Here is a 21,850-nt window from a genome sequence, read left to right on the forward strand (position 1 = left end):
GGTCACTTCTTGAGGCAGTCGATCAGGTCCTCGAGCGCGAACACGATCCTGTCGACGTTCGCGTCACCCGTGGACGGGCGGGCGCGGACGATCTGCGGGTCGTGGTCGCTCGCCTGGTCGGCGAACTCGGCGTTGATGTGGACGACGTCGTAGCTGAAGCGCGTGATGTTCTTGCTCATCACGAGGTGGTCGAGCGTCTGCGAGTTGCCCTCGAAGACGTAGCTGTACCGCTCGTTCGCGGGCAGCGACTCGATCAGCGCCTTGAGGTTGCCGTCACCGGTCAGCGTCTTGAGCGCGGGCGAGAACTGGTAGTCGTTCAGGTCGCCGGCGAGGACGACGTTGGCGCCCTTGTCGACCGCGCGGAGCTGCTCCGTGAACGCCTTCAGCGCCGTTGCCTGCTTGGCGCGCTGCACCTCGGACGTGCGGTTCGGCGGCTGGTTGCGGCCGTGGATGGCCTCGTCGCCGCCCTTGGAGTTGAAGTGGTTCGCGACCACGAAGACCGTGCGGCCGCGGAACTTGAACTCGCCGGCGAGCGGCTTGCGGCTGTTCGCCCACGCGTCGTTCAGCGGGTCGATCCGGCCCGGTGACACGGAGAGCTGCGCGCGGCCGTTCTTCTTCACGACCTGGACGGGCGTCTTGAAGTCGCCGCCCGGGCGGTCCACGAAGGACACCCGCTGCGGGTTGAAGAAGAAGCCGACGCGGATGTTGCCGCCGGGCTCGCCGCCGTCCTTGAGGTTCTCCGGGTCGATCTGACGCCACTGGTAGCGCGGGCCGCCCTTGGCGACGATCGCGTCGGAGAACTTCTGCAGCGTCTGGTCCGCCGCGACGACACCGTCGTTGGTCGCGCCGTTGTTGTCCTGGATCTCTTCCAGCACAACGACGTCCGGGCTGCGCAGGTTGGTCGTGACGCCGTCCGCGAGCCGGTCGAACTTGTCCTGCGGGTCGGACGGGTCGAGGTTCTCGACGTTGTAGGTCGCGACCGAGAGCTCGGACTCCTTCTGCTGCGCGGTGATCTCGCGCTGCAGGTTGGACGACGTGTGCGCGCCGAGCGTCAGTGCCGCCAGGGTGTAGCCGCCGAAGTTCGTGTACTCGATGGCGCCCACGGTCGCGCCGGCGAACACGTCACCGACGTTGGCGGCGGGCAGCGTGCCAGCGGTCTTGATCTTCAGGCGGCCGCTGTTCTGCTGGTCGTAGCTCGGGTAGGTGGTGCCGCCGCGCTGGTTGCGGTTCTGGTCGGGGTTGACCGTCACCCAGACCTCGCCGAACGTGTTGCTCGGGCCCACGACGCGGGCGTCGTCGACCTGCACCAGCGTGCCTTCGAGCGACTCGAAGTAGTCGAGGCCGTACTTCGCGGGCTCCAGCGGGAGCTGCTCGATGCTGCCGCCCGGTGCGGGCAGGTAGCCGGCCGGGACGTTCTTCACGACGACCGGCGCCGGGACGGGGTTGCCCTTGGAGACGGTGATCGTGGTGGGCGCGGTGATCTCGGTGAGGGTCTGGTTGGACCCCGCCTCACCGCCCGGCCGGTACTCCGCGATCGTGCCGCTGACCAGCACGCTGTCGCCGACCGCGACGGCCGGGGCGGTGCCCGCGGTGTAGACGAAGACGCCCTCGCTGGTGCGCGGGTCGGCGTCGGGGCCCGTGACGTCCTGGATCCAGAAGCCGCGGTCACCCGACGCGCGCGTGCCGGTGACGACGCCGGGGACGTTGGTGACCTTCTGGCCGTTCAACGGCGAGATGCGCGTGACGCCCTGGATGTCGTGGACGCGCTTGTCGCCGGGGGTGGGGTCCGGGTCGGGATCGGGATCCGGGTCGCCGCCGCCCGGGGTCTCGCCCTTGGAGTTGGTCGGGGTGGGGTTGCCGACGGTGAAGTCGGCGGAGTTGTCGTCGGTGTCGCCGAGCGCGGTGGCGCGGGACGCCGAGGTCGGGTTGCTCAGGGCGCCCGTCGCGCTGCCCTCGCGCACGACCGCCGTGCCGTAGCCGACGAGGTCCTTGATCCGCGTGTCCGCGGCGCAGTCGGCGGCCGTCTTGCAGGTCAGCGCCGCGGTGCCGGAGACCAGCGCGATGGTGCCGTTGGTGCCGCTCATGGCGATCGTGCCGGTGGCGTCCGGGGCCGGCAGCTCGACGGTGCCGCCGGTGCCCTTGGCCTCGGCGACGAGGAACGTCTTGCCGGGCGCGATCGAGCCGGTCAGCGGGGTGACGCCCCACTGCGTGGTCGCACCGGGGGTGGCCGAGATGTACTGGACGCTGAAGCCGTCCAGGCTGACCGCGCTCGTGCCCTTGTTGGCGAGCTCGACGAAGTCCTGCGTCAGCGTGGCGCCGGAGTTGCCGCCGCCTCCGTAGACCTCGGAGATCAGCGCGTCTGTGCTGGGTGCGGCGACGGCGGGGACGGCGGCGAGCACGAGTGCCGCCACCGCTGTCCCGACGACGGGCAGGGTGGGTCTCAAAACTTCCTCCAGGGGATGCGGCGGACCGACGCATCTTTCCCCGATCGGGTGAGCTTTGGTAGCCGTTGTTACTAACGGTTAACCGGTTGGCCCATCAATGATCACTCGAACAAGTGTTCGATCGTGGTGTATGCTCCATTTCGGAACGCCGGCCAGTGGGCCCCTCCCAGGCACCGGCCGGCGTCCCTACATTCAGACGTGTGGGGATTCCGAGCTACGAGCGCCGCTGCGCCGAGATCATCAACCAGACCGACCTGCTGGTCTCTTCCCTGGACGACGCTGACCTGGGCATACAGGTCCCGTCGACGCCGGACTGGACCCTCAACCAACTGCTGCGCCACGTCGGCCACGCACACCGCTGGGCCGACTCGATGCTCCGCGACAGACTCCCGGAGATCGACTTCTCGCGCAACGGCGCGCAACTCCTGTCGTCGTATGTGGGTGAACCCGCGTCCGTGCTGATCCCGTGGCTTCGGGAAGGCGCGGCGTCGCTCGCGGAGGTGCTGCGCGAAGTCGACCCGGACGAGATGATCGCGCCGCTGGGAGGCCATCCCGGCCCGCGCGTGTGGTCGCGACGGATGACGCACGAGACCGTGATCCACAGGTGGGACATGTGCAACGCCCTGGGCGTGCCGTTCTCGCTGGACCCCGAGATCGCCCAGGACACGCTGCGCGAGTGGACCGGCCTCGCACTGCCCTATGCGTTCCAGCGGTGGCCTTCCGAGACCGCGGCCCTCGCCGGTTCCGGGACCGTGCACCTGCACGCCACCGACGCCGAGGCGGAGTTCGTGATCGATCTCACCGGTCCCGCGCCGGTGGTCGAGGAGGGCCACGCGAAGGCGTCCGTGGCGTTGCGCGGTCCCGTCGTCGACCTCGTGCTCGCCGTGTACCGGCGGCGGCCGCTCGACGGGATGGAGGTGTTCGGGGACGCGGACCTGCTCTCGCTGCTGCTGGAGCGCGTGCGTTTTTGACCATGGGTGCGTTGAGCTACCGGGAACGCCTGGACACCATCGTTTCCGAGACTTCGCTGCTGGTCGCTCGGCGACGAGGAGCCCGTCGAGCCCGCCGACATGATCGCGGTGCTGCGGCCAGGTCAGCCGGGACGCGATGCTGGTCGACACGGATGACGCACGAGACGGTCATGCACAGCTAACGCCACCTGAGTCCTGCTGGGCCCAGCGCCAAGGAAGTCAGGATGTTGCTTCAGCCAGCTTCGGCATCTTCTTGCATCTTGTTGCCACTCGATTCTGCTGCCCGTTCAACTGGAAAGAATATTCGTCTTTTAGATTTACACCAAAGCAGTAGATCTGCTCCGGCCACACTTCTTCCATGATCACCGTATTGTTCTCCACCGCTACGGGAAAAATGTAGCGGTACCAGGAGCCGCACGCCCCCTGCTTCGGCAATTTGTCGTCTACGCCTGAAACTGATGCATCCACCTCGTCCTGACGACCCATCGGCCCGTTGATGTAGAGACCGTTGTTCGGATACTCCATTGTCATGGTATTCCACCACGTGACGAGCACGCGAAGTTTGGTGTCGTCTATCCGCGAGCGTTTGGCCGTGACCGACATCAAGGCGAGCCGGTCGATGGACTCCGTGTCGGAGCCTGTACCCACAGGGCACTTCTCGTTGAACTTAAGTCCCACGGGCTGAGGCGCCATCAGGTCGACCGGCAGAGGGGTCTGCCGGTCGTTCGCAATCTTGATGTCCTGGGTGTCAAGCACCGCCCACACAGCGACACCCACAGAAGCAATGGCAACAACAAGAGACAAAATCGCAATCCGCAAGCCGATCATCACCCCACGGGGTGCGCTCTTATTTCCCGTCAATCTGCGCATGCGCCTCGATTGAGGTCGCCTGATTCCTACTGGTCGACGAATATTTCGCGGATACAGTGGTGCTGGCGCCCGCAATCTTCTTCCAGTTCCGCCCAAGTTCCCCTCCTGCTCCTCAAGCCCCGCTTGTAGCATCGGCTTTGGCCGAAAAACGTTTCAAGCCATTGAGAGCGAAAACCCTGCTGCTAGCTCGATTCGATCCGGACGAGCGTCACGCGGCACATCGGTGAAGCTGCACCGAGATGACCTTGAGGCCGCTAGCAACAGCGCAGCCGGAGGGCTGGCTCTGGAGGTCCAGCAGGGCAACGGCCACCGCTGGTGCCACCAAACGTCAGAGCCCCGGTAACCAAGATCGGTTACCGGGGCTCTGAGCAGCGGTGGCGGTGGGATTTGAACCCACGGAGGCTTTCACCTCACACGCTTTCGAGGCGTGCTCCTTCGGCCGCTCGGACACGCCACCGGTAAGAACAATACACAGCCCGCGCGACTGGGTTAACGCTGGGTCCGGAAGAACCGTTCGAGCAGGTCAGCGCACTCCTGTTCCAGCACCCCGCCCTGCACCTCGGGCCGGTGGTTGAGCCGGCGGTCGCGCACGACGTCCCACAAGGACGACACAGCACCGGTCTTGGGCTCCCAAGCGCCGAACACGAGACGTGACACGCGGGCGAGCACCAGTGCACCAGCGCACATGGTGCACGGTTCCAGGGTCACCGCGAGGGTGCAGCCGTCGAGGCGCCAGCCGTCGCCGAACCGAGGAGCGGCGGCGCGCAGGGCCAGGATCTCGGCGTGCGCGGTCGGGTCGCCCAGGGTCTCGCGGGCGTTGCAGGCTTCGGCGAGGACGGTGCCGTCCGGTGCGAAGACGACGGCGCCGATCGGGACGTCCGCGCCCGCGTTCGAGGCCGCTTTCAGGGCGGCGCGGACCATGTCGTCTGAGGAGATCACGCTTGGATCGTGTCGAGCAGCTTCGTGAGCTCGTCGATGAAGCCGATGCGCTGGGCGATCATCTGGAGCTGCTCGTCCGGGTAGAGGTCGACCTCGTCGACGATGATCTGGAGTTCGTGCGCGGGCATGCCCAGGTCGGTCAGGACGCCGAGGTCGCCTTCCGGCCAGAGCTCGTTGTCCTCCTCGTCCGGCGGGTCGACGCGCAGGAGGTCGAGGACGTCGGCCGCGATGTCGTAGTCGAGGGCGGCGGCCGCGTCGGACAGCAGCAGCGCCACGCCGCCCGGCACGGGACGCAGGATGATGAAGAACTCGTCGTCGACGGCGAGGAGTCCGAACACGGCTCCTGTCGACCTCAGTTGGCGCAGCTCCGTGATAGCCGCGTCCAGCTCCGACAGCGCGGAGCTGTCCATCCTGCTGCACCGCCAGCGGCCGTCCTCTCGGACGACCGCGACCGCGAAGCCGTTGACCGGCTCCTGCTGTGTCATGTGCACACCGTAGGGCCCAGACGACCTTCCCGGTAGCCGAGGTGGTGGCACCATCGGGAGATGAGCACAACTACGCCGGACCCGCGTCTCGCCGGACTGCTCGAAGGGGCTCGCTCGCTGCAGCCCCGCACGGTGGCGCTGCGTCGTCAGATCCACCGGCACCCTGAACAGGGACTTCACCTCCCCAAGACGCAGGCCGCGATCCTGCACGCGCTGGAGGGGTTGCCTGTCAAGGTCACGAAGGGCGAGTCGACGACCTCGGTCGTGGCGGTCCTCGAGGGCGACCGGCCGGGGCCGACGGTGCTGCTGCGCGGTGACATGGACGGCCTGCCGCTCCAGGAGGACACGGGGCTGCCGTTCGCGTCCGAAGTGGACGGCAACATGCACGCCTGCGGTCACGACACGCACGTGGCGATGCTGGCCGCCTCCGCCCGGCTGCTGTCCGACCGGCGTGACGCGCTCAAGGGTCGCGTGCTCTTCATGTTCCAGCCGGGCGAGGAGGGTCACCACGGCGCCCGGTACATGATCGAGGAGGGGCTGCTCGACGACGGCGTGGAGAAGGCGTTCGCGCTGCACATCACCTCGACGATGAAGTCGGGCGTGGTGACCTGCCGGCCGGGGCCGATGATGGCGTCCGCGGACTCGTTCCACGTGCACGTGAAGGGGCGTGGCGGGCACGGCGCGATGCCGCACAACGCCCTGGACCCGGTGCCCGCCGCGGCGGCGATGGTCGGGGCGATCCAGACGATGCTCGGGCGGCGGGTGAGCGTTCACCAGCCCGCCGTGGTGACGGTCGCGCAGATCAACGCCGGTACGACGACGAACATCATCCCCGAGGTCGCGACGCTCGACGGGACGATCCGGACGTTGTCGGAGGAGACGCGGGCCCTGGTCCACAAGGAACTCAAGCAGGCCGTCAAGCACACGGCCGCCGCCTACGGGTGCCACGCCGAGGTCAACATCGTGCCGGGGTACCCGGTCACGGTGAACGACGACGTCGTCGGCCAGCACGTGGTGGACCTGGCGGCCACGGCGATGGGTGCGTCGTGGAGCGAGCCGATGCAGGACCCGCTGATGGGCGCGGAGGACTTCTCCTACGTGCTGCAGCGGGTCCCCGGGGCGCTGGCGTTCCTCGGGGCGTGCCCTCGCGGGATCGACCTGGAGGACGCCGCGCCGAACCACTCGAACCGGGTGCTGTTCGACGAGGCCGCCATGGAGCACGGGGTCGCGATGTACGCGGCGTTCGCGCTGGACGCCCTCCGGTAGTTGCAGGTACGCCTCACACGGAATGATGGACGCCGTGCGAGACGTGTGCGTGATCGGACTGGGACTGATCGGCGGCTCCGTGCTGCGAGCCGCCAAGGCTGCCGGACGCACGGTGTGGGGTGCGACGGCGAGCAAAGAAGACGCGGACAAGGCACGCGCTGAGGGCTTCGACGTCGTGGGCGTGGACGAGGCCCTCAGCCGGAGTGCCGAGGCGCTCGTCGTCCTCGCCGTGCCGCTGCCCGCGTTGCCCGACCTGCTGCGCAAGGTTCCCGAGGGCACGAGACTCACGGACGTCACGAGCGTCAAAGGGCCGGTGCACGACGCCGTGCACCGGTACGCGCCGCACGCGCGCTTCGTCGGCGGGCACCCGATGGCCGGCACGAGCAGGAGCGGGTGGGACGCGGGCAGCGCGAGCCTCTTCGAGGACGCCGCCTGGGTCGTCACACCCGAGGAGGCCGACGACCACCTCAACGACGTCATGCAGCTCGCGCTCGACCTGAAGGCGCACGTGGTGCCGACGACGCCCGAGGAGCACGACGAGGCCGTGGCGCGGATCAGCCACCTGCCGCACATCATGGCGGCGATCCTCGCGGCGGTCGGGGCCGACGGCGGACCGCTCGCCATGGCGCTCGCGGCCGGCAGTTTCGGGGACGGCACGAGGGTCGCGGGCAGCCGGCCGGAGCTCGTCAGGGCGATGTGCGAGGGGAACCGGGACGCGCTGCTGACGGCGGTCGACGACGCACTGGGCAGGCTCGGTGCGGCCAGGGGTTCGCTGGCGTCCACTGGAGGCCTCGCCAAGACGATCGAGGCTGGTCACGAGGGCCGGAACGCGCTGGTCGGCCAGCCGAACCGCACGCCGATCACGATCGACCTGACCAAGCCGGGCGCACTCGCCGCGTTGCGCAACCTCGGGTCTCGTGGCGGACGTGTGGTTGGTCTGAACGGCAGCACCGCCCGAGCGGAAACATCGTAGGGTCGCCGGGTGGATCGACGGACACTCGCCGGTGGTCTCGGTGGTCTCGCTCTCGTCGTCGCCTCCGTCGTGGCGCTCCGCAGCGGTGACGCGCCCGACACCCTCGAGAAGGAAGTCGCGGACGGCGTCGAGGTCGTGGCGCTCCAGGACCCGGTGAAGCCCGCGAACCCGAGGGCGCAGGCGCTCGACGCCGACGCGCTGCAGATCGCTTGGAACGGCTCGGCGTCCGCCTACGAGGTGCGCTGGAACGGCAACCAGCAGCTGGTGCCGACCCCCGAGGTCGAACTGCCGGGGCTCGATCCCGAGCAGGAGACCCAGGTCGAGATCCGGGCGGTGAGCGCCACCGGCAAGCGCAGCGAGCCGCTCAAGATCGCCGCGAAGCCCAAGGACCTCTACAACGGCAGGTGGGACGACCAACTCGTCGGCCAGCCGGACAAGTTCGGCGGCCCGGAGTCGCTCGACCCGCGCAAGTGGCGGGTCGAGGCGGAGCCGGACTGCCTCGGGCTCAGGCCGTTCGGGCCGGGCAAGCGCATCGACGTCGACTGCTCGATGGCGGCCTTCCAGTCGAACACGCCGATCCGCTTCGGCGTGCCCGCGAGCGACGGCGCGACCGGCCGGGCGATCATCAGCGTCGCGGGCGCGGTCGAGTCGAGTCACGTGCGGCTGACGTTGCTGCCCGACCCGTGGCAGTACCTGCCGGAGACCGAGACGCAGCCCAGGGGCGCGGTCAGCCTCGACATCACGACGCAGGGCACGCGGATCGTCGCGGACCCCGAACTCCCCCGCACCGGCAAGCAGGTCACCCTCGGCGACGCGCCCATGACCGGGCTCGTCGCGGGTGTGCGGCACCGGTGGGAGATGCGGGTGCTGCCGGACGCGGTGGTCGCGCTGCGGGACGGCGTCGTGGTCGCCTACGAGCCCGTCGCGATCGCGGAACGGGTGGTGCACCCGCGGATCCGCATCGACGGCGGCGGTTTCCTGGACGCGTTCGGCGTCGGGGGCGTGGCGGAACGCGTCGTACCGACCGAGGTGATCCCGCTCGACCGGGACGTCGAGGTGCCGCAGGACGTCGTCGCGGTGAAGCTCGTCAAGCCAGGTCGGGACAACCAGGTCACGATCACCGACGTGCGTCTCGACGCCGGGCGGGTCGCCGCCCAGGAAGAGGCGCGGCTCGTGGTCGTCCGCAAGCCCGAGAGCCGTCCCGGCGCGCTCCCCAGGCTCGTGGACCGGCCCGGCGGCATCAAGACCGGCGGTCCCCGGCTGCACGTCATGCACGAGGACGGCGCGAAGCCCCCGCAGCCGTTGCCCGCCACAGGACGTGTCCTCGTCACGGCCGAGGTCAACGCCATCGGGCACCGCGGCATCGAGCTCGAGCTGGACGGCAAGCGGATCGTCGCGCTGCCCACCAACGAGCAGGGTCCAGGGGTCCCCGGCAGGCACGAGTTCTGGATCGACAGCCTGAAGCTGCTCTCCGCTTCCCACGCCCGGCTCGAGCTCAGCGTCCTTCCGGCGGACGGTGGCGAACCCGTTATCGCGGAAACCGTGTTCGAGCTGGGGTGAACGCCTTAGCGTGACCGCTATGAAGCGGGTCGTCCTCGTTGCTGCGGGACTCGCGCTGGTGGCGGGCGTGATCGTGCTGCGCGACACCGGCGGAGGCGACCTGCCCACGGCTCCCCCGCCGCCGACGAAGCTCAAGGCGTACGCGGCGGAGAAGATCCTGGTGCCGGGCCCGCAGAAGCGCCCGGCCACCCCGGCCGGCGTCGTCGCGCGGGCCGGCCACCACAAGGTCCAGCTCAACTGGACCGGCGACGCTCCCGCGTACGAGGTGCGGTGGGGCGAGCAGGTCAGGCTCGTGACCCGGCCCGGAACCCAGCTCAACGGCCTGGAGAACGAGCGCGAGCAGCAGATCGACATCCGCGCGGTCGACGCGTTCGGCCAGCGCTCGCAGCCCGTCACGACCAGGGCGACCCCGCGCGCCGACAACGCCCCGTACACGTTCGTCGACCGCTTCGACAGCCGGACCGGACCCGACCCGCAACGGTGGAGGCTCTCCAAGCGCACCGACTGCGCCCGCGCCACCTCGGGCGACGGGGACGACGACGACCGGCTCGTGATCAGCAGCAGTTGCGGCACCCGCGCGGTGACGCTGAGATCGCGCACGCCGTTCGTCCGCAACGACGACGAGAGCCGCCTCGTGATCGAGACCGACGCTCCGAGCACCGGTGGCAAGCTGCTGCTCGACCTCGTGCCGGGCCCGGTCAGCGTGCAGGGCGAACCGGTGCCGCCGAACACCGTCCGCGCCACGGTCTCCACGGACAACGCCGGCAACTCGATCGTCGAGCTCGTCCCGGACGGCACGACGGTCAAGCCCGTGCCGGCCGCGGTGCCGGGCGTGACGGTGCGCTGGGAGCTCGTGCTGACGCCCGCCGGGGTCCAGGTGGTGCGCGACGGCGACGTCGTCGCCACCTCGCCGTTCGTGCCGCAGTGGCGCGAGGCGACGGCCCTGGTCGGCGTCGCGGCGCTGGCGGGCGACCGGATCCGCGCCGGCGTCGACCTGATCGGCTACCGCACCGCCAAGGCCGACGCCCCGCTCACCGGCCCGACGCCGCAGGTGCGCGTGGACGGTCCGGCCAGCACCAGCGCCAGTCCCATCGCGGACGTCACCGCAGGTCAGCTGCGCATCGCCATGATCCCGTCACGCGAAAGCGCGCCCATCACCGCGGTGAAGGTCAACGGCATCCAGGTGCCGCTCAGGCCGGCCGTCGAGGGGTCGCCGTGGAAGCCGGGCGCGGAGTACCCGGCCGTCGCCGACCTGCCGGCGGAGGCGTTCACGGACAACCTGAACGTCCAGCTCGTCACGGAGGAACGCGTCCAGATCACCCACACCGACGTCGAGCTGACCGGCCCGAAGAGCAGTGCCCGGCGCGAGTCCGAGACACCGCTGGTGGACGCGAAACCGACGCTCGCCGACCCGGTCCCCGAGGTCCTGGACGCCGGTGGCCAGCCCGTCGAGAACGGCGCCGCCTTCAACCGCGGCCGCGTGGTCCTGGAGGTGCGCGTCAACGCCCTGGACGCGTCCGTGGCGGGGCTCGCCGGGTTCGAGATCCGGCTCGACGGCAACCACGTCGCGACCGTCCCGACCACGGCGGACGGACCTGCCGCGGCGGGCCGATGGCGGATTTCACTCAACACGGGCGCGCTGACCCCCGGAGCGCACGCCATCGAGGTGAAGGCCTTCAGCACCGATTCAGAGGTACACCCCGAAACGGGTTACGTTCCCTTTTTGCTCAAGGCGTGAGTACCCCAAGATGGGAGCATGGCACGCGCATTGATCATCGACGCCGCCCGCACTCCGTTCGGCAGGTACCGGGGAGGTCTCTCCGGCATCCGGGTGGACGACCTCGCGGCGCTGCCCATCGTCGACCTGCTGCGCCGCTACCCGTCGCTCGACCTGGCGCGCATCGACGACGTGCTGCTGGGTGACGCGAACGGCGCCGGCGAGGACAACCGCAACGTCGCCCGCATGGCCTCGTTGCTGGCGGGGCTGCCGGTCTCCGTGCCGGGCGTGACGCTGAACCGGCTGTGCGCCTCGGGCGGCGAGTCGATCATCCAGGGCGCTCGGGCGCTGATCACCGGGGACGCCGACCTGATCGTCGCCGGTGGTGTCGAGGGGATGTCGCGGGCGCCGTTCGTGACGGCCCGCCCGGACAAGGCGTTCCCTGACCGGCTGGAGACCGTGTCGACGGCGCTGGGCTGGCGGCTCGTGAACCCGCGCATGCCCAAGCACTACACCGTGCCGTTGGGGCTGGCCGCCGAGAACGTGGCGCACGAGCTGGGGATCACGCGTGAGCAGATGGACAACTTCGCCCTCCGCTCGCACCGTCGCGCCGCTGCCGCCTGGGGCGCGGGCGTGCACGAGGGGTTCGCGTTCCCCGTGCAGTTGCCGGACGGGACGGCGATCCGGCGCGACGAGAACGTCCGCGCGGACACCAGCCTCGAGAAGCTCGCGAAGCTGAAGCCCGCGTTCTCGGAGAACGGGTCGGTGACGGCGGGCAACGCGTCGCCGTTGAACGACGGCGCGCTCGCGGCTTTGCTCGGCACGGAAGCGATCGCGTCCGAACTGGGTGTCGAGCCGCTGGGTGAGGTGCTCGGGTCGGCGACGACCGGCGAGGAGCCGCACCGGTTCACGATCGCGCCTGTGTCGGCGATCCGGAAACTGTTGAAGCGCCTGCACATCGAGGCCGAGCAGGTCGACCTCTGGGAGATCAACGAGGCTTTCGCGGCGATGGCGTTGTCGGTGGTGCACCACCTTCCCGAGATCGACAAGGAGAAGGTCAACGTCCACGGCGGCGCGATCGCCTACGGGCACCCGCTCGGCGCCTCGATGCCGCGCGTGATCATCGACCTGTGCCGCCACCTGCGGGCTCGTGGCGGCGGCGTCGGCATCGCGGCTGCCTGTGTCGGCGTGGGCCAGGGCGTGGCCGTGGCGGTGCGGGTCTAGCTCTTCGAGTGCAGGATGTCGCGCGCCTGTTCGGCGGCGCGGACGATGCTCTCGCTGACGAAGTCGAGGAACCGCGCGATGTTCTCGAGCCGGACGGCCGCGGGTGTGCCGGGGCCGAGGCTGCTGACGCCCTGGCGCGCGGCCTCGGCCAGCGTGGTCGTGCCGGCCGCGCTCGCGATCATCGACTGGTACCAGATGTCGCCGTCGTCGACCACGTAACGCTCGCGACGGCGTTCGTCGCGCTCGCGCCCGATCAGGCCCTGACTTTCCAGGTAGGACATGGCCTTCGACACTGAGGCCGCACTGACTCCCAGGTGCCCCACCAGTTCTGACGCGGTGAGGCTGCCGGAGTCGGTCGCGTAGAGGCTCGCGAGTGCCCTGGCCGGCATCTTCGACAGGCCCTGCCCCATGAAGATGCCGGAGAACAACTCCTCGAACTCCCGCACGGCCTCCAGGTCACGCCCGTCCGCGCGCTCGGCCGCCTGCCGGCGAGGTGCGGACGGCTTGCGGCGCTGCGCACGGCGTTCCGTCGCGAGGTGGGCGATGTCGGCCTTGTAGCCGGCCGGACCTCCGTTGCGCATCACCTCGCGCGTGATCGTCGAGGTCGGCCGGTCGAGGCTCCTCGCGATCTCCGCGTACGCGAGGCCGTCGGCCAGGCCGATGGCGATCTGGCGGCGTTCCTGCTGGGTGAGTCGACCTCCTGGCATGCGCCGATCATAGCGTTCACCGACACTTCATTGCAACGCTCGTTGCATTAGATCTACTGCCGGTTGCAACGATATTGTGCTTTTGAACTGCTATTATGCCTTCTCGTCACAACGAACTTGTTGTCCAGATCTGGAAACGCAACGTAGCTTTTCCATCATCAGAAACAACGAGTCGCAGGAGCCAGAGATGCAGACATTCGCCACCCCCGCCCCCATCGCCGCCGTCCTCGACATCCCCGCGGGCCGCGTCCAGTTCATCGCCGCCGACCGCTCCGACACCGCCGTCGAGGTCCTGCCGGCCAATGCCTCGCAGAGCCGCGACGTGAAGGCCGCCGAGAAGATCGCGGTCGCCTTCGCCGACGGCGTCCTGCGCATCGCCGCCGAGACCGGCAGCAAGGTCCTCGGTTCGTCCGGGGCCGTCGAGATCACCGTCCAGCTGCCCGCCGGTTCCCGCGTCGAGGCGAAGGCCGCCAGCGCCGAGTTCCGCGGCGTCGGCCGGCTCGGCGACATCGCCTTCGAGGCCGCGCAGAGCGACGTCAAGATCGACGAGGCCTCGAACGTCCTCGTGAAGACGCAGGCCGGTGACGTCACGGTGGGCCGCCTCAACGGCTCCGCCGAGATCAGCACCCAGAAGGGCGACATCACCGTCGCCTCCGGACTCTCGGCCTCCCTGGACGCCGGCACGGCCTACGGCCGCATCGACAACTCGCTGCGCAACGACGGCACGGCCGGCATCACCATCCGCGCCACCACGTCGTACGGCGACATCACCGCCCGCAGCCTCTGACCGCACACACTTCCTGGGGAGAGACCATGACCACCGCTGCCGATTACCAAGCCGCAGAACAACTCCTCCGCCGCCTCGCCGCCCCCGGCGAACTGGTCGTCGGCGACAAGGTCCGTCCACAGTGGATCGAGGACGGCCGCCGCTTCTGGTATCAGGTCCGCGACGGCGACACCAGACAGTTCGTCGTCGTCGACCCGGCCGCGGGCACCCGCACCCCGGACTTCGACCCGATGCCGTTCATCGCGGCGCCGGGCAACCCCCTGGAGGTCGCCTCCCCCGACGGCGAGGTCGCGGTCTCGCGGCGCGGCCAGGACCTGTGGGCCCGCTGCGGTGAACGCGAGTGGGCGCTCACGACCGACGGCGAACAGGACTACGGGTACGGCTACGGCCCGGACGTCCTGAGCTACAGCACGCTGATGCGCAAGTTCGGCCTGCCGCACATGCCGCCGGCCCTGGCCTGGTCGCCCGACTCGGCAAAGGTGCTCGCCCACCGCACCGACCAGCGCGAGGTCCGCCAGACCCACCTGATCGAATCGCGCCCGGCCGGCGGCGGCGTCCCGGTGACGCACACTCAGCGCTTCGCCTACCCCGGCGACGCCGACCTGCCGTTCGCCGAACTCGTCGTCTTCGACATCGCCGCGGGCAAGACGGTCCACGCCCAGTGCGACCCGCTGCTCATGCCGGAGCTCTCGCCGATCGCGGCCGGATGGGCGTGGTGGTCCGCGGACAGCTCGACCGTCTACTTCCTGAGCCGCCCCCGAGACCAGCACACCCTGACCCTGAACCGGATGGATGCCTCCTCCGGCGAGGTCAGCGTCGTGCTCAGCGAGACGGGCACGAACCGCGTCGGCCCCAACCAGCTGATCTACGGCATGCCCCTCGTCCGGGTGCTCGCCGACGAGGTGCTGTGGTTCTCCCAGCGCGACGGCTGGGGTCACCTCTACCGCTACGACCTGCACACCGGCGCGCTGCTCGGCCAGGTCACCACCGGCCAGTGGCTGGTCCGCGAGGTCCTGCACGTCGACGAGACGAACCGTCTCGTCTCGTTCACGGCCAGCGGCCTGGTCGCGGAGGACCCGTACCGGCGCACGGTGTGCCGGATCGGACTGGACGGCACCGGCTTCACGGTCGTCACCGACGACTCGCTGGACCACGTCGTCACGGTGGCTCCGAACGGCGGGTACTTCGTCGACTCGGCGTCCACTGTGGACACCCCACCGGTGACGACCGTGCGCTCCTGGACGGGAGAGGTGCTGGTCTCGTTGGAGGAGGCCGACATCAGCCGGATGATCGCCACGGGCTGGACCGCACCGGAGCGCTTCCGCGTCAAGGCAGCCGACGGCACCACGGACATCTACGGCGTGCTCTACAAGCCGCGCGACTTCGACCCGACGCAGAGCTATGCCGTGGTGGACAGCGTTTATCCCGGCCCGCAGGTCACGAGGGTCGAGCCCTGCTTCGACCCCGGCGGCATGGGGATGGACGGGGAACCGTTGGCAGCAGTCGGTTTCGTGGTGGTCGCACTCGACGGACGCGGCACCCCGGGCCGTTCGAAGGCCTTCCACGACGCCTCGTACGGCCGGTTGGCCGACGCAGGCAGTCTGGAGGACCACGTCGCGGCACTGCACCAACTGGCGGAGTCGCGGCCGTGGATGGACCTCTCACGTGTGGGCGTGATGGGCCACTCCGGCGGCGGATTCGCCGCGGCACGAGCGATGCTGGACTTCCCGGAGATCTTCAAGGCCGGTGTCGCGTTGTCCGGCTCGCACGACGCCACGTGCATCGCGCAGGGTTGGGCGGAGACCGTCGACGGGCCGGACAACCCCGAGGCCTGGACGCGGGCGTCGAACGTCCTGATCGCGGACAGGTTGAAGGGAAAGCTGCTGCTCGTCCACGGCGAACTCGACGACACGGTGCACCCGGACCAGTCGCTGCGACTGGCCGACGCGCTCATCGCCGCCGGCAAGGACTTCGAGCTGCTGATCGTGCCGGGGGCCGAGCACCTGCTCCTCGACCGGCTCGCCTACGTGCGGACGCGGGCCTGGGACTTCCTGGTGCGGACGTTGATGGGCGTCGAGCCGCCCGCATACCGTCCGGCGCCGATCGTGATCGATCCCGAGGTGCTGGGAGAGATGCTCTAGCGAGCGGACTTCACCTCGGCCAAGCCGCCTGCTGCCCTTTCACCGACACAGGTGAGGGGCAGTAGACGGCTTCATGGCCGGATCGATACAGACTGAACGGCCCCCTGGGGGGATCCGGGTCCCATCCCAATCATCTCAAGGAAGTCTGACAATTTCGGGCGCCTCATCAGGGCACGAGGCCGGCGATCAGTTCCATGGAGTGCTCGGCATCCAGGGCGAACTGGTCGATGCCCTTCAGCGCCTTCATCACCTCTGGGCCGCCCACCGGCAGCCGAAGCGCGTTTTCGTGGATGTAGAAGACGAACTCACGGCTGCTGTGGATCAACGACCACGCGGTGATCTTCGTTGCGTGGCGTTCCTGGTGCATGAGGGTGCGCACCGAGCAGGCGGCAGGCTTCGTCCGGCTCGACGCGGCAGAGGCCGAGGAGCATCTCGAACTCGACCTCTGTGACTCCGCCCTTGACGAGGTCGGAGTCATCCCCGTGAACCGGATGGCGTCGCGGACGCCATCACCGAACGAGCGACCGACCACGCTCGAAAATCGTTTCGGCATGGTCGGAAGCTAGAACCACAGTCCCGGCGCTTCCATCGTTCGGATGCGACTCGCCACGAAGGAAGTACTTCTTGGACCGGTTCTAAATCCGCTTCGAGATCAGCGGGTACTCGACGACCAGGCCGTTGGGGTCGACCTTGATGTTCTGCTCGAACCCGCCGCTCTTGAACCGCACCACGGAGACCTCGTCCCCCACGGACACGGTCTTGTAGGTCTGGGTGACGGCCTTCACCGACAGGTCCGGCAGCGACACCCGCACGACGGGCAGCGCGTGCTCGGACGGTTCGCGGTGCAGCCCCAGACGCCGGATCGGGATGGCGTTGAACAGCACGGCGAACTGGACGTCGACGTCGAGCGCGTCGTTGAACGTCTCGCGTTTGCTGCCCTGGCCGTGGTCTACCAGCCAGGCGCCGTCCTCGGTGCGGGAAAGAGAGCACTGGCGCTCTTCCAGCACTGTGGCCGTGCGCAGCAGCAGGCGGTTGACCTGGCCGCTCTCGCTCACGGACACCTCGAAGGAGGCGTTGAACTGCTCGTCGGGGCCGGCGGCGACGAGACGGCCCGACGCGCGGAGGCGCAGGTCGCTCGACAGGAGCAGGCGGACCTGCTCGAGGCGCGGCTCGTGGATGCCCTGCCAGGTGATCATGTCCGGCCGGCGGGCAGAAGGAGAGCGGGTCTCTCCGGTGGAGGTGACCCGCCCCGCGTCAGTGGCGTTGAAGGAGTTCACTCATCCACCTGGAAGGATGTCCTTGATCTTCTCGGCGACCGAGTCGACCTGCTGCTCGTGACCGAACTTGCCTGCGACGAAGTCCGCCGCGGCGTCGATGCCCTGGTCGACCTTCTCGTGGTTCTGCTCGGCCAGGTCCAGGGCCTTGTTCTTGATCTCGTCGAAGTTCATGTGGTGCTCCTTCGTCCCTGACGCAGGGTACCCGAGTAGGGCCCGCGTGTTGATAGCCGCGATCACGCTAACTGCGCCTGGACAAGTTGGCTGGGTGACAACGAAGATGTCGCTACCGCCGCCTGGTCGGCCGCCTTCGCGGTCAGAACCAGGAGGATGCTCGATGACACGACTCCTGCGTGGAGTTATGTCCGCAGTACTGCTGTTGCCGCTCGTCGCGGTCTCCTCGGCCAACGCCACGGCCGATGCTCAGGGGAAAGCGAAGTTCACGGTGACGACCACGGCCACGAGTGTCGCGGCCCGCAGTGACCGGCGTCCGGTCGCTGGCGGCGTCCACGACAAGAAAGTGAACAAGACGTTCATCTCGTGGGCCGGCCAGTACGAGGACAGCTACGTCCAGTCGTACGACCACCGCAAGTCCACCTGGTCCGCGCCCAACCGGATCGCGGACGGTGCGTCGGACGCCCACAACTACCCGACCATGGTCCAGGCCAGGGACGGGCACCTGCTCATCTTCCGCGGCATGCACAACGTCGAGTTGCGCATGTCCCGTTCGCCCGAGCCCCACTCGGCCGACGGCGTCTGGGAAGAGACGCTGATCTCGAAGAACGCGGCCACGTACCCGATGCCGTTCGTCACGCGCGACGGCACGATCTACGTGTTCTACCGCGAGACGACGCGTGACCTCGACGGCACCACGCCGACGGACACGCGTCCGATGCTCTACGTGGTGTCCAAGGACAACGGCAAGACGTGGAAGACCTCCACGGACCTGACCGGGGACCGCTTCGCGATCGGCTCGACCGCCCGCGCGGACAACATGAACGAGATCTACATCGGCCAGCTCCGCCAGGAGGAGAACGGCCGCGTGCGGATCGTCTACACGCTCGCCGGTGGCGGGCCCGAGGGCAACAAGCACGACCGCTACCACCGCAACATCTACTACACGTGGTTCGACCCGCAGAACCGGCACTTCTACTCGGCGTCGGGCAAGGACCTGGGCACCCAGATCGACGACGCCGACCAGGAGAAGCACCTGTTGGTCGCGGAGACCCCGCTGACCCTGCCGAACAACGTGAAGTCGCCCGACTACATCCAGCAGGTGGGCACGACCCTGGGTCAGCCGTTCCTGTTGTGGTTCATGGGCGACGAGGCCGGCGGCCCGCTGCGCAACTACCTGTCCACCTGGAACGGTCGCAGTTGGGAGACCAAGGAGGTCGCACGGGGCCTGCGCACCCGTGAGGTCGAGAAGGTCGACCTGTTCACGTGGCGCGTCTACGCCACCGAGGACGGCAAGCCGAACGTGAACACGTACCTGGTGCGGCTGGGCCGTTTCTGGTCGCCGGAGACCGTCATCCCGACGGCCAAGCCGGTGCAGCGCGTCGAGATCGTGGAGAACTTCCGCGACCCCGCCCGCGCGATCTTCTCGGGAGCGTCGTCCAACCGGGACGTCGCGATCGCCGACGGCGACATCTACGTGGCGGGCTTCACCCGCCGGTAGAACCCTTCGAGAATGGCAAACGCCCCCTGCTCCGGCGCGGAACCAGGGGGCGTTCGTCTTGGGGGCTGGCTACCTCAGATCAGGCGCCGGCCTTCTTGCGACGGACCACGAACAGCGCACCGACACCGGCGCCGACGAGGACCAGACCGCCGAGCAGCGGCCACAGGATCGACGCACCGGTCGACGCGAGGTCGTCCTCGCCGCCACCCGGAGCCGGGTTGGCCGGGGTGGAGGAGGTGGTGCTCGGAGTGGTGGTCTCCGGCGTCGTGGTGGTCGTGGCGGTGGTGGTCGTCGTGGTCGGCTGGGTCGGGACGGTGCCGGCCTTCCAGGTGGCCTTGGCTTCCTTCTCGACCTTGGCCTTCTGCGGCTGCGCGACGACGAGCGACTGCGCGACGTTGTCCGAGCTCTTGTTGTGGGCGACGAAGAGGCGACCCACCGGGATGTCGGCCTGGGCGGAGAGCTTGAAGGTGGCCTCGCCGTCCGGCGTGCCGGTCGGCACGTTCACGGAGAACTCGGAGATCTTCTCGGTGCCCTTGATCGAGAGCCCGTCGGACTTCTGCTGCACGTCGAGCGGCTTGCCGTCCTTGCCGACGACGGTGACGCCTGCGGGGAGGTTGCCGGTCAGCTTGACCTCGTCAGCCGTGGTCTTGACCTCGAACGGGCCGATCGGCGTGCCGGGCACGCCTTCCTTGGACTCCGGGGTGATCGTCAGCGTCGGCTTCGGCGCGGCTTCCGGGGTGGCCTTCGCGAGGAACGTCTTGTAGAGCTCGACGACCTGGGGGTCGTTGTTCTTGTTCTCGACGTCGAGCTTGGCGTCGTCGGAGAAGTGCCACAGCGCGGCCTGCGTGGCCGCGATGATGTCTTCCTTGTCCAAGTTCTTGATCGAGAACTCGTCCTTGACTTCCTTGACCGACTTGTTCGGGTAGGAGCGGTTCAGGATCCAGAGCACCTTGCCGGGGTTGTCACCCTTGAACTTGGTGTTCTTGCCGGGGTGCTTGTCCCAGTCGACTTCCTTCAGGACGTCGTCGTCCAGGAGCGGGGTCGGCAGCTCGACGCAGTACGCGAAGACGTTGGAGCGGTCCCTGTCGTCCGTGATGCGGAGCTTGATGACCGAGGTGCCCTCTTCCTTGGTCACCTCGTTGTTGTCCTTGTCGAGGACCCTCAGCCACACCTTGTGGCCCTGCTCCTGGCCGCCACGGTCCGGAGTGATCTTGACGTCGGCGTGGGCCGGGATGGCCGAGAACGCGAGGGCGGCGGTGGCGCCGAGCAGCGCCGTACCGATCCTGAACCGGGAAGCCATGGGTCTCCTCTTGCTCACTGAAGTTAGCCCGAACGCGGCGGGAAGTCGTCATCCGTCGGGACGGTCGGCACGTCGTCATCGACACTGAACCGACAGGAAGCGAGCGGGACGTTAGCCGATGGGGTGACACACGTATGAGTGAGGTAAGGACGCCGTCACCCACTATGCGTGAGCAGCGAAAACATCCGCAGGGTGTCCACAGTGGATAGGGCTGCGATGCATTCGTTCCGTCAGGTGACGTTAAATTCGTTGCCGAACAGTTATCGACCGAGGCGTTTCGCTACGGATGATCGACAACTTCGGTTCAAGACCTAGGCCACCATTTCGGTAACTTCTGCCGGACGAATGTCGCCGGGACGCAGTGAGGTGCCGCGCAGGCACATCTCGCGGGGCTCCGGGCGGTCGCCGGTGAGAATCCACCTGGTGAGCCCGGCCAACTGGTAGGCGATCAGCGGCGGAACGGCGTCGCCCACGTGCCGGTAGGCGTTCCCGAGAATCGAGACGTCGAACTTGAACTGGCGCGGGAACCCTTGCAGCAGAGCCATCTCGCGGACCGTGCACAGGCGGTGCTGGACCGGGTGCGCATAACGCCCGTTGCCGACGTGGCCGCATTCCCGCTTGATCGTGCGGGCCGGTTCGTCCCACCACAACCGGCCGTAGACATCGGGGTGGGAACCCCAGTTCTGCTGCTCGACGATCTTGCGTTGTGCCGGGTTCAACAACTCCGCGGTCTCCGGTGAGCGGAGCAGATCAGCCCACGATCCGCCGTTCGCCGGAATCGCGCGCATTCTTTCGAGGCTGCGGTCCTGGGAAAAGGTCGGCGAGACGTGAATGGGGTCTTCCAGGTCCGCGACGCCGGCCGCGAGGACGGGCAGCTTGCCGATCGCGCGCCGGACCGTGATCGCCGACGGCCGGATGACCCGGCCCTCCCACAGGTCGTCCAGCGTGAGCAGCGGAAGGCCGCCGTCGACGGCCACCATCAGCGTCCGCTCGCGCAGTTGTGGGAGGCCGAACTTGGACAGCATGTGCGTGCCGCCCCAGACGGAGTACCCGATCCGGGTGAGCTCCTCGGCGAGGCTGTCGAAGTGGTGGCGCTGCTTGCCCTTGACGAGCTCGCGGGCGTTCTCCATCAGCACGACCTTGGGGCGCAGCTCCTGTGCGTACACCGCGATCCGGCCGACCAGGGAGTTCCGCGGGTCGTCGCGCAGGTGGTTCTGGGAGGTGATGCGGCTGAAGCCCGAGCACGGCGGGCACGCGAGCAGCACGTCCAGTTCGCCGCGTTGCAGGCCCCAGACCTCGCGCAACGCCGCGGGCGAGACCCTCGCGAGGTCGACCTCCAGCGGGTCGACGCCGATGTTCGCGCGGTAGGTGTCGTTGCAGCGCAACGAACCCAGCTTCGAGCTGGGCTTGCCGATCTGCGCGTCTGCGGCACCGACCACCCGGAAGTCGCGGTGGGCGTGGAAGCCGAAGCTCATGCCGCCCGCACCCGAGAAGATGTCGGCCACCGAGAAGGACAC

At 68.6% G+C, this 21,850-nt stretch carries 20 protein-coding genes and 1 tRNA gene; 10 read left to right on the plus strand and 11 right to left on the minus strand.

The genetic code is table 11. The features are described 5' to 3' along the window. Positions 1–2: 2 nt before the first annotated feature. Positions 3–2,444: an endonuclease/exonuclease/phosphatase family protein gene (locus tag DFR72_RS34950; protein WP_305728246.1), complete on the minus strand. Its 2,442-nt coding sequence runs from the start codon at positions 2,442–2,444 to the stop codon at positions 3–5. A 200-nt stretch (positions 2,445–2,644) separates the two neighbouring features. On the opposite strand from DFR72_RS34950, the gene DFR72_RS34955 reads away from it, so the two are divergent. Next, positions 2,645–3,415 carry a maleylpyruvate isomerase family mycothiol-dependent enzyme gene (locus tag DFR72_RS34955; RefSeq protein ID WP_170176543.1) on the plus strand — a complete coding sequence of 257 codons (771 nt, stop codon included), beginning with the start codon at positions 2,645–2,647 and terminating at the stop codon, positions 3,413–3,415. 219 nt (positions 3,416–3,634) lie between these two features. On the opposite strand, the gene DFR72_RS34960 is transcribed toward DFR72_RS34955, so the two are convergent. The 4 genes from DFR72_RS34960 to DFR72_RS34975 form a co-directional block, all read right to left on the minus strand. Next, positions 3,635–4,285 carry a hypothetical protein gene (locus DFR72_RS34960; protein WP_143086884.1) on the minus strand — a complete coding sequence of 217 codons (651 nt, stop codon included), beginning with the start codon at positions 4,283–4,285 and terminating at the stop codon, positions 3,635–3,637. A gap of 372 nt (positions 4,286–4,657) precedes the next feature. After that, positions 4,658–4,742, minus strand: a tRNA-Ser gene (locus tag DFR72_RS34965). A gap of 32 nt (positions 4,743–4,774) precedes the next feature. Continuing rightward, complete coding sequence (locus tag DFR72_RS34970) at positions 4,775–5,206, minus strand: nucleoside deaminase (RefSeq protein WP_211335644.1); 432 nt, start codon at positions 5,204–5,206, stop codon at positions 4,775–4,777. A gap of 14 nt (positions 5,207–5,220) precedes the next feature. Beyond that, entirely contained in the window at positions 5,221–5,709 is a 489-nt protein-coding gene (locus tag DFR72_RS34975) for a tRNA adenosine deaminase-associated protein (RefSeq protein WP_170176544.1), read from the minus strand. Positions 5,710–5,769: 60 nt separating this feature from the next. Between DFR72_RS34975 and DFR72_RS34980 the strand changes: the two genes are divergently transcribed. From DFR72_RS34980 to DFR72_RS35000, 5 genes are read left to right on the plus strand one after another with little or no spacing between them, the layout of a single operon-like run. Next, complete coding sequence (locus DFR72_RS34980) at positions 5,770–6,975, plus strand: M20 metallopeptidase family protein (protein ID WP_090069711.1); 1,206 nt, start codon at positions 5,770–5,772, stop codon at positions 6,973–6,975. 25 nt (positions 6,976–7,000) lie between these two features. Beyond that, positions 7,001–7,948, plus strand: coding sequence for a prephenate dehydrogenase (locus DFR72_RS34985; RefSeq protein ID WP_170176545.1), 948 nt, complete (start codon positions 7,001–7,003; stop codon positions 7,946–7,948). Between the two features lie 9 nt (positions 7,949–7,957). Beyond that, entirely contained in the window at positions 7,958–9,508 is a 1,551-nt protein-coding gene (locus DFR72_RS34990; RefSeq protein ID WP_090069709.1) for a fibronectin type III domain-containing protein, read from the plus strand. A 19-nt stretch (positions 9,509–9,527) separates the two neighbouring features. After that, a complete protein-coding gene (locus DFR72_RS34995) occupies positions 9,528–11,246 on the plus strand; it encodes a hypothetical protein (RefSeq protein ID WP_090069707.1) in 1,719 nt (572 codons plus the stop codon). A gap of 18 nt (positions 11,247–11,264) precedes the next feature. Further along, positions 11,265–12,449 (plus strand): thiolase family protein, encoded by a 1,185-nt coding sequence (locus DFR72_RS35000; RefSeq protein ID WP_090069705.1) that lies wholly within the window; start codon positions 11,265–11,267, stop codon positions 12,447–12,449. On the opposite strand, the gene DFR72_RS35005 is transcribed toward DFR72_RS35000, so the two are convergent. Next, positions 12,446–13,156, minus strand: a complete 711-nt coding sequence (locus tag DFR72_RS35005; RefSeq protein WP_090069703.1) for a helix-turn-helix domain-containing protein — start codon at positions 13,154–13,156, stop codon at positions 12,446–12,448. The genes DFR72_RS35000 and DFR72_RS35005 overlap by 4 nt on opposite strands. Before the next feature lie 187 nt (positions 13,157–13,343). Between DFR72_RS35005 and DFR72_RS35010 the strand changes: the two genes are divergently transcribed. Both DFR72_RS35010 and DFR72_RS35015 read left to right on the plus strand, forming a co-directional pair. Beyond that, the gene (locus DFR72_RS35010) at positions 13,344–13,943 is read left to right on the plus strand and encodes a DUF4097 family beta strand repeat-containing protein (protein WP_090069701.1); all 600 of its coding nucleotides are present in this window, start codon (positions 13,344–13,346) and stop codon (positions 13,941–13,943) included. Between the two features lie 26 nt (positions 13,944–13,969). Then, complete coding sequence (locus tag DFR72_RS35015) at positions 13,970–16,084, plus strand: S9 family peptidase (RefSeq protein WP_090069698.1); 2,115 nt, start codon at positions 13,970–13,972, stop codon at positions 16,082–16,084. 166 nt (positions 16,085–16,250) lie between these two features. Here the strand turns inward: DFR72_RS35015 and DFR72_RS35020 are convergent, their stop codons facing one another. Continuing rightward, positions 16,251–16,451: a hypothetical protein gene (locus DFR72_RS35020; RefSeq protein WP_090069696.1), complete on the minus strand. Its 201-nt coding sequence runs from the start codon at positions 16,449–16,451 to the stop codon at positions 16,251–16,253. Between the two features lie 4 nt (positions 16,452–16,455). Here DFR72_RS35020 and DFR72_RS35025 point away from each other — a divergent pair, with 4 nt between their 5' ends. Beyond that, the gene (locus tag DFR72_RS35025; RefSeq protein ID WP_143086883.1) at positions 16,456–16,650 is read left to right on the plus strand and encodes a hypothetical protein; all 195 of its coding nucleotides are present in this window, start codon (positions 16,456–16,458) and stop codon (positions 16,648–16,650) included. Positions 16,651–16,719: 69 nt separating this feature from the next. Here DFR72_RS35025 and DFR72_RS35030 read toward each other — a convergent pair whose 3' ends face one another. Next, positions 16,720–17,361 carry a putative glycolipid-binding domain-containing protein gene (locus tag DFR72_RS35030; RefSeq protein WP_090069693.1) on the minus strand — a complete coding sequence of 214 codons (642 nt, stop codon included), beginning with the start codon at positions 17,359–17,361 and terminating at the stop codon, positions 16,720–16,722. Next, positions 17,362–17,532 (minus strand): antitoxin, encoded by a 171-nt coding sequence (locus DFR72_RS35035; protein WP_090069691.1) that lies wholly within the window; start codon positions 17,530–17,532, stop codon positions 17,362–17,364. A gap of 187 nt (positions 17,533–17,719) precedes the next feature. On the opposite strand from DFR72_RS35035, the gene DFR72_RS35040 reads away from it, so the two are divergent. Next, the gene (locus tag DFR72_RS35040) at positions 17,720–19,033 is read left to right on the plus strand and encodes a BNR-4 repeat-containing protein (protein WP_245983757.1); all 1,314 of its coding nucleotides are present in this window, start codon (positions 17,720–17,722) and stop codon (positions 19,031–19,033) included. Positions 19,034–19,112: 79 nt separating this feature from the next. On the opposite strand, the gene DFR72_RS35045 is transcribed toward DFR72_RS35040, so the two are convergent. Further along, complete coding sequence (locus DFR72_RS35045; RefSeq protein WP_090069686.1) at positions 19,113–20,333, minus strand: thioester domain-containing protein; 1,221 nt, start codon at positions 20,331–20,333, stop codon at positions 19,113–19,115. Between the two features lie 311 nt (positions 20,334–20,644). Beyond that, positions 20,645–21,850, minus strand: coding sequence for a DNA cytosine methyltransferase (locus DFR72_RS35050; RefSeq protein WP_245983758.1), 1,206 nt, complete (start codon positions 21,848–21,850; stop codon positions 20,645–20,647).

The sequence above is a fragment of the Lentzea flaviverrucosa genome, assembly GCF_003350445.1.
GTDB lineage: Bacteria > Actinomycetota > Actinomycetes > Mycobacteriales > Pseudonocardiaceae > Lentzea > Lentzea californiensis.